Source organism: Gardnerella sp. C0684A1, assembly GCF_055326835.1.
Map to the genome: position 1 here is coordinate 24705 of NZ_JBLTSX010000003.1, position 15282 is coordinate 39986.

Annotated in this window: 10 protein-coding genes and 1 pseudogene; 5 read left to right on the top strand and 6 right to left on the bottom strand. The window is 38.7% G+C overall.

The genetic code is table 11. The annotated features are described in order from the left end of the window. Window positions 1–50: 50 nt before the first annotated feature. Together ACNEUN_RS03425 and ACNEUN_RS03430 are read right to left on the bottom strand one after the other, a co-directional pair. A complete protein-coding gene (locus tag ACNEUN_RS03425; RefSeq protein WP_463630856.1) occupies window positions 51–2456 on the bottom strand; it encodes a Stk1 family PASTA domain-containing Ser/Thr kinase in 2406 nt (801 codons plus the stop codon). 255 nt (window positions 2457–2711) lie between these two features. Continuing rightward, window positions 2712–3845, bottom strand: a complete 1134-nt coding sequence (locus ACNEUN_RS03430; RefSeq protein WP_463630858.1) for a polyprenyl synthetase family protein — start codon at window positions 3843–3845, stop codon at window positions 2712–2714. Between the two features lie 207 nt (window positions 3846–4052). Between ACNEUN_RS03430 and ACNEUN_RS03435 the strand changes: the two genes are divergently transcribed. The 3 genes from ACNEUN_RS03435 to ACNEUN_RS03445 all read left to right on the top strand — a co-directional run bounded on the left by ACNEUN_RS03435 (window position 4053) and on the right by ACNEUN_RS03445 (window position 8967). Then, complete coding sequence (locus ACNEUN_RS03435; RefSeq protein ID WP_427877005.1) at window positions 4053–4958, top strand: hypothetical protein; 906 nt, start codon at window positions 4053–4055, stop codon at window positions 4956–4958. Between the two features lie 98 nt (window positions 4959–5056). After that, window positions 5057–6478, top strand: coding sequence for an RNA polymerase sigma factor (locus tag ACNEUN_RS03440; RefSeq protein WP_463630860.1), 1422 nt, complete (start codon window positions 5057–5059; stop codon window positions 6476–6478). A 104-nt stretch (window positions 6479–6582) separates the two neighbouring features. Continuing rightward, a complete protein-coding gene (locus ACNEUN_RS03445) occupies window positions 6583–8967 on the top strand; it encodes a DNA gyrase/topoisomerase IV subunit B (protein ID WP_463630862.1) in 2385 nt (794 codons plus the stop codon). A gap of 169 nt (window positions 8968–9136) precedes the next feature. On the opposite strand, the gene ACNEUN_RS03450 is transcribed toward ACNEUN_RS03445, so the two are convergent. Continuing rightward, a complete protein-coding gene (locus ACNEUN_RS03450; RefSeq protein WP_463630864.1) occupies window positions 9137–10246 on the bottom strand; it encodes a type II TA system antitoxin MqsA family protein in 1110 nt (369 codons plus the stop codon). A 193-nt stretch (window positions 10247–10439) separates the two neighbouring features. Beyond that, on the bottom strand, window positions 10440–10709 hold the full coding sequence (locus ACNEUN_RS03455; protein WP_463630865.1) for a hypothetical protein: 270 nt from the start codon (window positions 10707–10709) through the stop codon (window positions 10440–10442). A 149-nt stretch (window positions 10710–10858) separates the two neighbouring features. On the opposite strand from ACNEUN_RS03455, the pseudogene ACNEUN_RS03460 reads away from it, so the two are divergent. Then, window positions 10859–11020 (top strand): annotated as a pseudogene (locus ACNEUN_RS03460) (DUF3791 domain-containing protein); the annotation flags it as partial. 168 nt (window positions 11021–11188) lie between these two features. Here ACNEUN_RS03460 and ACNEUN_RS03465 read toward each other — a convergent pair. Further along, the gene (locus ACNEUN_RS03465) at window positions 11189–12187 is read right to left on the bottom strand and encodes a hypothetical protein (protein ID WP_463630867.1); all 999 of its coding nucleotides are present in this window, start codon (window positions 12185–12187) and stop codon (window positions 11189–11191) included. A 107-nt stretch (window positions 12188–12294) separates the two neighbouring features. Between ACNEUN_RS03465 and ACNEUN_RS03470 the strand changes: the two genes are divergently transcribed. Continuing rightward, complete coding sequence (locus ACNEUN_RS03470) at window positions 12295–12519, top strand: LPXTG cell wall anchor domain-containing protein (RefSeq protein ID WP_463630869.1); 225 nt, start codon at window positions 12295–12297, stop codon at window positions 12517–12519. A gap of 36 nt (window positions 12520–12555) precedes the next feature. On the opposite strand, the gene ACNEUN_RS03475 is transcribed toward ACNEUN_RS03470, so the two are convergent. Beyond that, the gene (locus tag ACNEUN_RS03475) at window positions 12556–15219 is read right to left on the bottom strand and encodes a DNA gyrase/topoisomerase IV subunit A (protein WP_463630871.1); all 2664 of its coding nucleotides are present in this window, start codon (window positions 15217–15219) and stop codon (window positions 12556–12558) included. Window positions 15220–15282 lie beyond the last annotated feature (63 nt).

Sequence of the window (15282 nt, forward strand, 5' to 3'; positions counted from 1 at the left end):
AAGTAACGTTCTTTTACAGTGCCAGAATTGTTTAAATCAGAAAACTAAACTTAAATAACAGTTAAAGTTATTACAGTAGGGTTTCCATTACTATCTTTTACACGAACCTCGGTATCAACTCCAGGAGACTGGAATCTTACAATATGCATTAAATCACCAAGAGGAGCTTGAACTTTTACGCTAAGTCCTAAACCTTCAAGAATTTTTCTAGCCTCATCAGTGTTCTTACCGCAAACGTTCGGCAATTTAACAGTTTGTGGACCTTTAGATACCACAATCTTAACTTCATCTCCCCAATGAAGTTGAGTTCCAGCAGATGGAGAAGTGCTTATAATTTTTCCTTTATCAACAGTGTCACTATTTTCTTCACTAGAAGTCACTTTGAGCTTAAGTTCTCGAAGCGCACTAGTAGCATCATCCTTAGTTTTATTAGCAATATCAGGCATTTGAACCGGCATAGGTCCTTTTGAAAGGACCAGTTTTACTGCTTTATTATGATTCATACGAGTACCAGGTTCTGGACTTATAGCAAGAACAGCACCATCTGGAACGTAAAGCGAATAATCATCAACCGATGAGCTATGAATAATATTCGTAAAACCGGCTTTTTTAAGAGCTTTAATAGGTTTTTTACCATCCTCAGTATTAGGATCCATGATATTTTGAGGAATAGTAGCCTGTCGAATTCCCTTAGAAACTACAACATGCAGAATATCGTTACTATGTTTGTTTAAATGAGAACCGACCAATTCTGGATCAGTTTTTACAATCTTACCGGCTGCAATATCATCATCAAATGCTTCAGTAATATCGTAAGGTATTCCAGAAACTTTAAGAGTGCGCTCATAATCTTTCCACAACGCATTAGTTATTTTACAAATTTCAGGATTCTTGCATGATAAATCATCAGGTTTTGGCAAAGACCAGTAGCTTCCAGGACCAGCGAAATACCAGTAGCATCCTCCTGCAACCGATAACGCTGCAACAGAAGCAAAGCAAGCTAAAATAATAACTACTTTTTTATATGATTTTTTAGAACCTTTAGAAATTCTTTCAGTAGTTTTATTCTTATTGTTTTTACTTTCCGCAGAAAGCTGAGTGAGCTTTCTAAGTTCGTGAGAGTTTAAAGCAGTAGTAGGAAGATTATTATCATTAAACTGCTCTAATGGATCAGAATAGGAATTGTTAGAAAAATCTTCTAAAGTGTTTTGATTACTCGCATAAGCGTTTCTATTATTATTCCAAATATTTCTAGTAGAGTCAGAATCAGAATAGAATTCTTTTGCACCTACCGAATCGCTCGCTTTAGTAGAATCAGCATTATTGTTTACTTCTAAAGTTGCGTCATTTGTAAATATTGGTTCCTGCTCATCACGGTTAATCTCATCCGTTATAGTTTGATAAGTCTTATAATCTGAGTCACTTTGAGCACTGTTATTATTAGAATCATCTTCAGACGATAAAACCATTGGGGTAGTAGGCGGTATTGGTGGCTCTTGGGAAGATTCTGCAGTGCGAGTTAATTTATTAACAGGAGATTCGTTAGAATCGATTTCTTCGTCAGCCTGATATTCTTTTTGAAGCCTATACTTCCAATCTTCAGGAGAAAGTTTAGAACTAATACTACGAAGCTTAGCTAAAGCCATAGTTGCGTCATCAGGTCGTTTATGCATGTCTCGCTGAGTCAAAGAAGCAATAAAATCAGCAACAATGGGGCTTATTCCTTCGCATACAGTGGAAAGAGACGGAGTGTCTTCATGAACATGCTTAAAAACGAGCGTAACAGGATTATCTGCGCTAAAAGGTACGCGCCCAGCAAGCATTTCCCAAGCCATCATTCCAGCAGAATACAGATCACCCTGAGTTGTGGCAAGATTGTTTTCAATCATTTCTGGAGCAAGATACGCAGCTGTTCCAAGCAGAAGACCTGTTGAAGAAAGTGTAGCTTGAGAAATTGCTCTAGCTAAACCAAAATCAGTAATCTGCACGTGACCGCGGTCGTTAATAAGAATGTTTTCAGGCTTTATATCCCTATGAACAACACCAGCTTGATGTGCAGAAGATAATCCGTCTAAAACTTCAGCAAGTAAGCGCAAAGTTTCTTTCACTGTGAAAGTACCATGAACGTTCATCTCATAACGCAAATTAACGCCATGAACGTATTCCATAACTAGATAATCAAGTCCATCATATTCGCCAGTATCATACACTTGCACTATATGTGGGTTTGCTATAGCTGCAGCAGAAGTAGCTTCTCTGCGGAATCTAGCAATGAACTGCTGCCGATGAAGTCCTTGAGCTAGTTGCGTATGCATTATTTTGATAGCAACTGGTCTACCGAGCCGTTCATCTTGTGCCTGATAAACCGTAGCCATACCGCCTTCTGCTATTTTTCGCACAATACGGTAACGGTTTTCGATGCACATGCCTGGTTGCGTATTTGTAGCTTCGTCCATATGTTGCAAATCCTTATGTGCTTACGATTGTTTCTACTTATGAGTGTACAAGCATAACAGTATGCAATGGTAGTTATATCGTGTTTTTTCTAATATTTATACGCTTTTTTAAAAATTTGTGCCCTAAGTAACTTATAAAAACGCAACTTTCGCAAGCTTCATCTAAGGACTTTTACGTAAAATCATGCATAAACTATACGTAAAACTATACGCAATAATCTACGTGACGCTATTTTGCGTTTATATACTTAGGTACTATATTCTCCAATCTGAAGGTATAAACTTTTCTGCCATACTTATAAGCTTATTCTTACCTTCTGCTTTAAGAGGAGAATCTTTTATAGCAGATAAAGTTTCCTGCCAAAGTTTGTAAATTCTATGCTTAGACTTTTCAATAGCTCCGGTTGAATAGTATATTTCTATAATTTTTTTAACGTCATCATTATTTCTATATTCAGATTCGTATGCTTTTTTAAGTAGCAATTTTTCATTCTGATTTCCCAGAGAAAGAGCATCGGCGAGAAGTACAGCACGTTTTCCTTCACGAATATCACCGCCTATAGGCTTACCTGTACGTGAAGTATCAGAAACTATATCTAATAAATCATCAGCAAGCTGGAAAGCAACACCTAACGGTTCGCCTACATTTTTAGCTGTTTTCTTAGCTGCAGCAGTATCAACTCCAGCAGCAAGTAATCCTAGTTCAATTGGAGCAATAGTCGTATAGCTTGCAGTTTTCCAACGAAAAACATTAATCGATGATTCAGCTAACTGGTTTGGGTCGTCCAAAGACATCAATTCAATAGACAAATCAAGAACTTGTCCTATGCCAACATTTTTTTGCATATCAGCAAATGAGGAAAGCAAATCTTGACTATTATAAAGTTTTTTTGACGCTTCTCTAGTAATATCAAAGCTTTCTGTTGCAAGTATGTCTCCAAGCATAAGACCTAATCCGGTACCAATATGCTTATTCTTACAAACTTCGCTTAAAGCACAGTATGCGCTAGGTTTGCCTCTTCTTAAAGAAGATTCGTCAATAATATCGTCATGAATAAGAGCAGCAGTTTGGAATACTTCTAAAGCGCAAGCAACGTCTATTACAGCTGTTTTTTTCGTAAGAAATTCGAGATTATTATAATTTTTGTCTATTAAAGAATCAGTTTTATCATCTAAATGTTGATTGTAAGCTGCGTCAAAAGCAGAAAGAAGAAGCAAAGCTCGTAATCTTTTTCCACCTTCACTCGAAGAAATTGCTTGAGTTATAACAGTTTTTAAAATTTCAGAACAACTTGCAGTAAGATTTTCGCAAGCTTCAGATTGGAATTGATTTGAAATAAGCTCGCTAATGCGCGTTTCTATAAGTGTCAGGTTTGAATCAACATCCATAATATGAAGTTATCCACATACCGGAGACAATGTAAACCTAGTGTTTTGTAGTGCTAAGCAAGCTTATAACCAAAATATAAAATTTTTCTTGCTTACTTTTAGTGATATTGAGAAACTTGCATTACCAAGTTGAAAATAACGAATTTGGTGAAAGAAAACTATCTTGCATGCGGGGAATGCAATACAAAGAAAAGAAGGGAATAAATCATGGTATCGGATGTTCTTAATCGCCCATTGTTTAATAGTGTAGACGACTTTGATATTAAAAATCTTGCAAATATTTATGCAAAAGGTAATCAAGATTTTCTAAAAAATCCAAACGAATTTGAAGAAGCACTATCAACTTTTGATGATTTAGAAATTTTCGCTGGAGAATCGGCAGAAAATTTTGATTACGAATCTTTAGATAACAGATACAGTATTTTGTTAAATTTTTCTAGAGAATACGTTTCGCATAATAACAGTGAAAAAGATGAGTGGATTAATGGTTTGCGATTTTGGGTGCCAAAACTTTCGCAATATTTTCTGAGAAAAATTTCTAAAAGTGGCAAACAGTTTGCTACTTACTCAATTTCTTCTCAATCACTTACAAACTGGTTTAAAACTTTCTCTGATCCAGACGAAACGCTAGTTGGGCACGACTTTATTGCACTGCCTATTGCAATGTTTCATAACATTAACGTTCGAGATGCTATGCTTATGTGCATTTTGGATGAAAATAGAAAATGGTATAACGAAGAGTCTTTGCATGATTTAGCATGGATGACTCATACTCCGGATATTTCGAGAAATTTGCGTAATTGTTTAGAAGAAAAATTTACTCAAGAATGTACAGTTCCAAATATTTGTAAAGCTTTAGATGCAAAACATATGCTTGAATCAATGGCATATGTAGTGAAAGATATACCAGAGCTAACAGTACAAGTTTACGCTTTACTTTCTTATATCTGCTGGTGGTTCAGTATTGGAGAAGTAGATGCTTATGTTAATAAAGCTTTGGCAATTGATCCAGATTGTTCAATGGCAAAAATTGTAAGAGGAGCGCACGAGCATAATATTCAACCAGCGTGGTGCTCAAAATTCGCCACGCCGCGCAAAGAATCTTGGGAATAATCGTCCTTAGAAGATGGTTAACTGCTTAAGGTGAAAAATTGCCCTTGCTATAACTATATCCTTATGGTATAAGCAAGGAGTGCTGCAGGAGGAACAGTTTGACGAGCGAAGTTGAAACGTCTGCCGAAGAGCTTGAAAATGGTGAAGAAAATATTACGCACGATTCGCGTAAAAACAATAGTTCTAGTAAAGGCAAGACTAATTCTTCGTCATCGGCAGTTTCTCACAAAAGCCGCACTAAAACAGAAACGGACGCATACGATTTGAGTGATGAAATGACGCTTGACGATTCCGAAACCATGCAAGATCATATAGATGATGTTGACGAAAGCCTTGATAACGAAGATCATATGACGCTGGATGATTTAGATGACATTCAGCCTGCTGACATTGATGACGTAGATGATCTTAGTGATGTTGATGATGTTGTGGATGATCTTGTCGATGAGCAAGAAGAGATTGACGACATTGAGGATTCAGAGGAAACCAAGCCTGAGGTTCCACCAGTTCCGCAGGCTAAAGGCGCGTTTATTGTGCGCGATGATGATGACGATGATAATCTAACTCCTTCTGGAAATCCAAAGCGCAGAGTTGTAGCAACTGGTGCTACTGCAGACCCTGTTAAAGATTACTTGAAGCAGATTGGTCGCGTAAGCTTGCTTAACGCAGAGCAGGAAGTTGATTTGTCGGAACGTATTGAGGCTGGCTTGTATGCTCAGCATTTGCTTGATACTGAGATTGATCATATGGAATTTAAGCGCAAGCGCGAACTTAAGTGGGCTGCTGCTGACGGAAAGAAAGCAAAAGATCATCTTCTTGAAGCAAACTTGCGTCTTGTGGTTTCTCTTGCTAAACGCTATACGGGTAGGGGAATGCTTTTCCTTGATTTGATTCAGGAAGGTAACCTCGGTTTAATTCGTGCTGTAGAAAAGTTCGATTGGAAGAAGGGCTTTAAGTTCTCAACTTACGCAACCTGGTGGATTCGTCAGGCCATTACTCGTGCTATGGCAGACCAGGCTCGTACTATTCGAGTTCCAGTGCACATGGTTGAAGTTATTAATAAGCTTTCTAGGGTTCAGCGTCAGATGCTTCAAGATTTAGGTCGTGAACCTACGCCAGATGAGCTTGCACGCGAATTGGATATGCCTGTTGAAAAGGTGCAAGAAGTGCAAAAGTACGGTCGTGAACCTATATCTTTGCACACTCCTTTGGGTGAAGATGGTGATTCTGAGTTCGGTGATTTGATTGAAGATACCGATGCAATCGCACCATCAGATGCTGTTGCATTCTCACTTCTTCAGGAACAGTTTAGGCAAGTTTTGGAAACTTTGGCACCTAGGGAAGCCGGCGTTATTAAGATGCGCTACGGTTTGGAAGATGGTCAGCCAAAGACTTTGGACGATATTGGTCGAGTGTATGGTGTTACGCGTGAGCGCATTCGTCAAATCGAGTCGAAGACTATGTCTAAATTGCGTCATCCTTCACGCTCGCAAACTTTGCGTGACTTCTTAGATCAGTGATTGGTTGAAAATATTTGTTGGAGTGTCGTATTTTTGCTGCAATAAAAGTAAGTGGAAATACGACACTTATTGCTTAATATCAGTAATTTGTGCAAGGGGTAAAAGTGGTCTCTAATAAAGATCGAGAACAGTATGATGCTGATAGCTTGACTGTGCTTGAAGGCTTGGACGCTGTGAGAAAACGTCCAGGTATGTATATTGGTACTACTGACAGCCAAGGTTTAATGCATTGCCTTTGGGAAATTATTGATAATGCTGTCGATGAGGCTTTGGCTGGTGCTTGCAATCATATTATTGTTACTCTTCACGATGATGGTTCTATTGAGGTTGCGGATAATGGACGTGGTATTCCAGTAGATGTTGAGCCTAAAACAAAACTTACAGGTGTTGAAGTTGTTTTAACTAAGCTTCACGCTGGAGCTAAGTTTGGTAATGCTTCTTACAATGCTGCAGGTGGATTGCATGGTGTTGGTTCTTCTGTTGTAAACGCTTTAAGCTTGCGCTTGGACGTTGAAGTTGATAGAGATGGCAAAACGCATCACATGGCTTTTCATCAAGGACATCCTGGCGTTTATAATGACGCAGATCCAATGCATCCGTCTCCAGCTTCTCCGTTTAAGCGTACGCGCAAGAATAAACCTACTGAGCTTGAGATTATCGGCACTGTTTCTCCAAAAATTACAGGTACTAGAGTTCGATATTGGGCTGATCCTGAGATTTTTAACTCAACTGCACACTTTAGCTATGAGCAGCTTATTGCTCGCGTGCGCCAAACAAGTTTCTTAGTTCCAGGCTTAAAAATTACTGTTATTGACGAACATGTTCCTGAAGGTGAATCGGCAAATATCGAAGAAATTGATTTGCCGGAAGATCCGGAAGACAATGTAGTAGAAGATAATCTTTTTGAAAATAAGCTTGATAATAGCGATGACACTGCGGCTGAATTTGAAGAATTAGAATCTGAATCAACGTTGGAAGACGAAGATGCGTCTGAGGATAGTGAGTCTGAATACGATAAATCTGAAGATGCTGAATTTGAAGAATCAGCTGCGCAGTCTATTGCAAATTCTGAATCTGCTAACTCAATGCAAAATAAGCATCATCCTCGAGTAGTTGAATTTTTGCATAATGGTGGCGTTAAAGATTTCGTTGATTTTCTTTCAAAAGGTGAAGCAGTATCCGATATTTGGCGCATTTCTGGCGAAGATACGTATGTAGAAGAAACGCAAGCCGTTGATTCTGCAGGAGATTTACATGCCCAGCAAGTGACGCGTAAATGCGGCGTTGATATTGCAATGCGCTGGGTAAACGGTTACGATTCAACGATTATCAGTTTCGTAAACGTTGTTGAAACTCCTGGCGGAGGCATGCACGTAGACGGATTTTTGCAAGGATTGACTAAGCAAATTCGTAAAGCTGTTGAAGATAACGCTCGCAAGCTAAAAGTAAATCTTAAAGATTCGAATACGAAAATTGAACGCGATGATATTACAGCAGGCTTGGTTGCTGTTATAACTGTTCGAATTGCTGAGCCTCAATTCCAAGGTCAAACTAAAGACGTGCTTGGAACAGCTCAAGTTAAGCCAATCGTTACTAAAATGACTGACGCTCAATTCGGTGAGATGATTTCCGGATCTAAGCGAGGATTTAAAGAGCAGTCTGCGCGAGTTTTAGAGAAAATCGTTTCCGAAATGCATGCGCGTATTCAAGCGCGTAAAACTAAGGAAGTTACTCGCAGAAAGAATGCGCTTGAGTCTGCTTCAATGCCACCAAAACTTTCTGATTGCCAGCCTGGAAACGACGATGTTGCAGAACTTTTCATCGTTGAGGGTGATTCTGCTCTCGGTACTGCAAAAGCCGCTCGTAACTCTGCTTTCCAAGCGCTTCTTCCAATTCGCGGTAAGATTTTGAACGTGCAAAAAGCAAGTCTTGCACAAATGCTTTCAAACAAAGAGTGTGCTGCAATTATTCAGGTTGTTGGAGCAGGATCGGGCGCAAGTTTTGATATTTCGCAAGCGCGTTATAACAAGATTGTTATGATGACAGATGCTGATGTTGATGGTGCGCATATTCGTATTTTGCTGCTAACGCTGTTCTACCGTTATATGCGTCCGCTGATTGAGCACGGTCATGTTTATGCTGCAGTGCCTCCGCTTCACAGAATTGCGCTCGCTGGAAAGCACAAGGGCGAGTACATTTATACTTACTCAGACGATGAGTTGGCTGGAAAGCTTGATGATTTGCAAGCTAAGGGCATTGATTTTAACAGCGATATTCAGCGTTATAAGGGCTTGGGTGAGATGGATGCGGATCAGCTTGCAGACACCACTATGGATCCTAGAACTCGAATGCTTCGTAGGATTCGTATGGAAGATGCTCAGCAGGCGAGCGAAGTATTCGATTTGCTGATGGGTGATGATGTTCCTCCGCGCAAGCAGTTTATTGTTGATAACGCTGATGACTTCGATCGTTCCAAAATCGATACCTGATTTTGTTATATAAACGTTTTTGTTTATAAGTGAAATAAATTATATTGAACGTGAATTACTCACGAGTATTGATTGCGTGTAAATTACTTACACAAAAATCCTCCTGTCTAGTGAATTACTGCAGGAGGATTTATATGTAGATTAGTTATTTAACTAGTTATTTAACTAGTTATTTACTAGCAAACATGTCTTTTGCATACTGGCGAATGTCATCTGGATTTATCATATTGTATTTTTCTTTTATTTTCGCAAAGTATTCGCCAATTATCTTTTTGCTGATTATTTTATATGATGAATCATCAGCTTTTAGATTTCCGCGAGTAAGTATCCAAGGCTCCTCATGATGCGTGAATCGTTCAAGTTCTTTACCACTGTAGCAGCAAAGATTTTCAATAACGCTATCGCATACTGCTTTTTCAGTAGCAGATAGTGTAGTTGTTAATTCTGCTGTAAGTCGTGTGAGATCGCTTTTTTGAGCGTATTTGTAATCAGCTAATTTTTCTGATGATTTAATACCTGATATTTCCGCAATTGGTGAATCTATTGGATCAAAAGTGTAGTTTTTATAGCGCAAATAGACGTCTTTATACACAGGTCCATGAACCCATGCTTGACAATCATCGGTAAATATAAACGATTTATAGAACGCAAAGTAAAAACCTTGTATGTAGTATAAGGATTTTTGCAGTGCTAAGGGAGTTATGTCCTCGCACTTTATAAGCAAGTATTGTATTATATCGTTTATTTTGTCACTCGACTTATTGCTATCAAAGTTATTGTTCGCAGAGTTATTTTGTGATTCGTCTATTAGTTTTTGAGTTGCCTTGTAGCTTTTTTCGTAGCTAAGCGCAGATTTCAGATTATTCTTATTACTGATTAATAATTGCAAGTAATATTCCGGGTCATTATAAATGCGTTGCAAAATGTCAGAATATTGTTTTGAGGGGATGTCTCCATCTGCAAATCTAGAAAATGTTTGCTCGCCCCAGCCAAGTAGCAACGAAAGTGGTCGTTTACCTATTGAGTATTTTGCAGGTATTTCGTTGATTTCATCAAGCGGAATGATGTTGTTTTCTTTGCGATACTCGTCATACAATGCTCGAAGATTCGCGTCGATAATTTCGGGTACGTATACGGCAGAACCGCATTCTTTACAGTGTGCTTCTGTGCCAGTGTAGGAATATTGTTTTCCTTTAATAGATGCAGTCGTTGGAACGGATTTTGTTGAGTACTCAACATTATTCCTGCACTCTTCGCAAAATGTTTTATTATCTTTCATTATGAGCCTTTTATTGAAAATTAGTAGATTTATTATTTTTTGAGTTGTTTATTAGATTATTTAAATAAATAATCTATCTGTTTATTTGCTTTATGGAATGAAATAACAACTGTTCTATTTTGTTGAGAAATAGTAATGATATTAAACTTCGTGTAAATGTTTACCATCTCACATTTACCTACGTGTGATAGTTTTACTCGTGGCGCGAATACGTAAAGCGTTTCATACTCATAGCCTCTTTTTTGTTTTTTAACGAATGACAAAAATCTTCTACTTCTATGTTGAGAAGTATATTTTTCTGAATATCTGATCGTATGTTGTATTCTCGAATGAAGTTTATGTTTTCCTGACGATTTTCGTTTAACGAGATGGTAAAACGGTCATTTTTTATGCAGTCTTTTATCTTTGCAAGTATTGCTGAAATTTCTTCTTTTGTGTAATTCTGATTATAATTCTTGTTCATATACCACCTCCACTCTTATGATACAAAAAATAAGTGCATTTATCAAGAAAAACGCATCTATTGATGCATAAATAATTTCATAAGTATTCCAGAGTAAAATTTATTAGCCTTATTAATGCATTTGGCTTGTTTTTATGCTTTAAGATGATATGCAAGAAGTCTTCGATAGAGATAATCTTGATTTTGCAATATTTTGTATCGAAAATGTTGCTAAGAAACTTAATCAAAACCCTCGTGATACGTATGATACTTTAACTAAGAAAAGTAATATTCTTATGTCTTATATTGTTCCATCTTATGACGCTTTACACCCTTACAATACCGCCTTTTGCTAAAGCCTTAGAAATAGCATGGTCTTTCGGTATTATTTTTCGTTTTTTCATAAAAAAGCCAGCCTTTTGATAGATACGAATAGTATTCTCAACTAATATCTATCGAGGGCTGGCTCAAAAAACGCTATTTTTTGAATATTTTTCTATTTATTCTATACCAAATCCATCAATAAGAATACGACGTTTACTTACTGATTGGTCATGGTTTACGTGGTAGTTAATCCTTACTACAGCATCAGCGGTAGTTGCACCTTCATCTGTAACGCCAACCATTCTAAATGGGGCTTTGCAACCAATCCAGTCTTCATCAGTGTTTTGAATACTATACTGACATTTAATCGGACCAGTTAATTGGCTAACAGGGATTGCCTTAACGTGGTCTACATGCTTATACGCATACAACGTATGGTCTTTTGTCTTTTCCATTAACTTATTCGTCGCATCTTCGTCTACCTTACGAAAAACGAACCCTCTAAAAATCCTATATGCTCCATCTTCATTGTGATATTTAGGCGCAAACATTTCAAGCATACCGCTCTTAAATAGCATATTATATTTTGCGTCGCTATTAAATGTATCTTTCTTATAAAACTCGTTCCAGCCGCCGTAAATAGGGTTCAAAAGACGCTGATAATCGTCATAAATCGTGCCAGCCACATAATCTTGAGTCAAATACGCGTTTTTACTAGGGAACGTAGCTTTTAAACTTTCATCAAAAGCTAATTTTGCTCGTTTGAGAGCATCAGCCTTATTACCGGCAGTCATTTCGTTACGTGGCTTAAAATAGTATGGTTGAATGTCGATATTGCCCTTAGTGCGATATAAATCGGCTAATTCGCGAGCCTTATTGTTCTTCTCGTCAGCCTTCGTGTTTGACAAGTTTTGCGTAGACGCGTAGCGTTGAGCATTGCTAAATTGCGGCTTATTAGAGGCTTGCCACCACCAAATAAGACCACCCAGCAAGGCTAGTAGAATCACGCCAATAATGCCGCCCGCAATAATGCGAGTATTGCGTGTCTTAGCGGATTTATCCGCGCCCTCTACGATTTGCGTAGTATCGTATTCTGCACTTTCTTCAGTAGTGCCAGCAAGCATTTTGTCCCAATCTTCTGCCTGTTTATTGTTAGGTAGATTGTTATTTTCCATGTTTGTGTCCTTCTGCTCAAATTAACGCGATGCTCCATTTTTAGATAACGCATATACTGTCTTTTGTATATAAACGGTTCCAATAATATTTGGGGGGGGGGTATTTTTTGAGCGCTTTTAAGCCTGAGCAGGAACTTGAGCCAGCGCCAACTCCTTCTCAACCGGAGCAACCGGAGCAGCAAAAGCAACCGGAATCTAAGCATGCTGCTAAGCATCTTCCTAAAACCGGCTCGACAACAACGCCGGTTCTCGCTTCCGCAATTGCCTCGCTTTTTGCTGGTCTTGCCGGTCTTGCTGAATCATTTGCTGCAACGCGCAAGCGCAGAAACTAGCTTTCAAAGTATAAAACTAGAAGAGCAAAAACATTACTACCCAATGTGAGCAATAAGAGACACAAGTTCAGTTCCAGAAGCATCCCTGCGCATATCTGGTTTAGGTAGCTCTACTACAGAACCGCTTTCACTAACGGCATGTAACGGATAATAGCCAACGTATGCATGAATAAGAGTATTTTGTCCTTTAAGGAATCTCTGCGAGCGCACGCCACCAGTGCCACGTCCTTTAGTAGGATACATTTCAAATGGCGTTAATTTTGCAGCACCATTTTCAGTCCCAGGAAGAGCTTCACTATCTCCAGCTACTGTGAATACGACTGTGCCAGTTGCGGAGAATAATCCGTTTTCTCCTTCCTCATAATGCCATTCAATAGCATCTTCTGGTACTACTGCAAATGTTGCTACGCGAGCTCCTTCAGCCAATCGTATTCCAGCCATGCCAGCTGCGGTTCTTCCTTGCGGACGAACCTGCTTAGCGTCAAATGTTAGAAGCGAAGAATCTGTGCTAATGAACACTAAACGATCATTATCTTTTGCTGGTGCAGCTGATACAACCACATCATTGTCTTTCAAATCAATAATGCTCCAAGAGTCCATTGTTGTTGGAGCTTCGCAATTCCATCTTTTTACTACGCCGTTTCGTGTTCCTAACGCAAGTGGTGTTGGATTATTTGAAGAATCTAATGCGACTGCTGAAACAACAATTTCGCCTTTAATTGGTTCAGTACTTTCTGTTGATGTTAGTAGTTCTTGCGCTTTTACTCCATGTGTAAGAGAAGCTGGCTTTCCTTCTTCAACTGTTAATTGCGGCAAATCTGCCACATGTGCAAGAACTAATCTTCCTGCAGAAGTAATAAGCGCGTAAGTTGATCTGGTAGTTGTAGCAAAAATAGATGAACATGGTGTATCAAAAACATTATTGCCGTGAGAATTCCAGCGTTCTAATACTTCCATGCTGGTACGTGCAATAAGTCCAGAATTACTTAAAACTACTGCGCAAGGACTGTCACTTAACTGTAAAGCAACAGCAGCGGCTTGTGAGTCTCCAGTTTTTCTAGCAGCGGTTGCAGCTGCATCTAAATCAGCTTGAGCAGAAGTAAGTTTATTAGCAGAATTAACCGCTTGTATTGCTAAATCTTCAGTATTTTTATTTCCTTTTATTTCAACTGGAGCAAAACTACCATCTTCTTGCTCGTCAAGAAGAATAGTTCTACGAGGAGTATCCCATTGTTTTACAGCATTATCCATATCGGATATAACAACACGGTCAAGCTCAGTTTCAGAACTTAATATTTGATTCAATTCATCAATTTTTTTGAGTAAATCTTCACGCTCAGATTCAAGCTCAATACGACTCATTTTAGTAAGTCTGCGCAAACGCAAGTCGAGAATATATTGTGATTGAATTTCGTCTAAATCAAATACTTTCATTAACTTAGTTTTTGCGCTATCTGCATCTTCTGAAGATCTAATAACCTGAATAACCTCGTCAATATCAAGCAATGCAAGAAGCAAACCATCAACTAAATGTAAACGTTCCTGAGCTTTTTTACGCCTAAACTCACTTCTTCTGCGAACAACAGTTCTGCGATGAGAAATCCAAACGTCTAATAGTTCGCGTAATCCCATGGTATGTGGTCTGCCGTCAACTAATGCAACATTGTTGATTGTAAAACTTTCTTGCAGTGGAGTGTGCTTAAAAAGTTGTGCAAGAACTGCGTTAGGATCAAAACCTGTTTTTATTTCTATAACAAGTCTGGTGCCATTGTGACGATCAGTTAAATCTATTGCTCCAGAAATACCATCTAGTTTTCTTGCTTTAACACCTTGAGAAATACGCTCCAAAACACGCTCAGGGCCAACCATAAACGGAAGTTCTGTAACAATAATCGCCTTTTTACGAGCAGTAATATTTTCAATATGAGTAGTAGATCTAGTAGTAAACGCGCCTCTACCTGTTTCGTAAGCCTCACGAATTCCACTTCGCCCGATAATAATACCGCCACCAGGCCAGTCTGGTCCTGGAACAAATTTCATAATATCGTCCAAAGTAGCATTAGGATGCTTCATAACATATTTTGCTGCAGCAACTACTTCACCCAAATTGTGCGTTGCCATGTTAGTTGCCATTCCAACAGCAATACCAGAAGCACCGTTTACAAGCAGATTTGGTATAGCAGCAGGAAGAACAGTAGGCTCTTTTAATTTGTTATCATAATTTGGTACAAAATCAACAGTGTCTTCGTTAATATCAGCATTCATGCCTAATGCTGCAGGAGCAAGACGAGCTTCTGTGTAACGTGAAGCTGCAGGACCGTCATCAAGCGAACCAAAGTTTCCGTGACCGTCAACTAAAGGAAGACGTAACGAAAATGGCTGAGCTAATCTAACCATAGCTTCGTAAATTGCAGAATCTCCATGAGGATGCAACTTACCCATAACTTCACCAACAACGCGCGCAGACTTCATATACGCATGATCCGGAGATAAGTTCATATTTCCCATTTGATACACAATGCGTCGCTGCACAGGTTTCATACCATCTCTAGCATCTGGAAGAGCACGCGCGTAAATTACAGAATAAGCGTATTCAAGAAAAGATTTGCTCATTTCCTCTTTCAGAGGAGTTTCAACAATATGCTCTTTTACCTTTCTAGGGTCGAAAGACTGTTTAGTTGCATGACGGTGCGAAGGCATGGTTAAGAACTCCTTGAATGAGATTACGGCTTTTAATATTATCAATTTCTATGCACAAATAAG

What these genes read in the sequence shown, in the direction of transcription:
- ACNEUN_RS03425 (WP_463630856.1), bottom strand. Translation starts at nt 2,456, where the DNA reads ATGGACGAAGCTACAAATACGCAACCAGGCATGTGCATCGAAAACCGT.
- ACNEUN_RS03430 (WP_463630858.1), bottom strand. Translation starts at nt 3,845, where the DNA reads ATGGATGTTGATTCAAACCTGACACTTATAGAAACGCGCATTAGCGAG.
- ACNEUN_RS03435 (WP_427877005.1), top strand. Translation starts at nt 4,053, where the DNA reads ATGGTATCGGATGTTCTTAATCGCCCATTGTTTAATAGTGTAGACGAC.
- ACNEUN_RS03450 (WP_463630864.1), bottom strand. Translation starts at nt 10,246, where the DNA reads ATGAAAGATAATAAAACATTTTGCGAAGAGTGCAGGAATAATGTTGAG.
- ACNEUN_RS03455 (WP_463630865.1), bottom strand. Translation starts at nt 10,709, where the DNA reads ATGAACAAGAATTATAATCAGAATTACACAAAAGAAGAAATTTCAGCA.
- ACNEUN_RS03465 (WP_463630867.1), bottom strand. Translation starts at nt 12,187, where the DNA reads ATGGAAAATAACAATCTACCTAACAATAAACAGGCAGAAGATTGGGAC.
- ACNEUN_RS03475 (WP_463630871.1), bottom strand. Translation starts at nt 15,219, where the DNA reads ATGCCTTCGCACCGTCATGCAACTAAACAGTCTTTCGACCCTAGAAAG.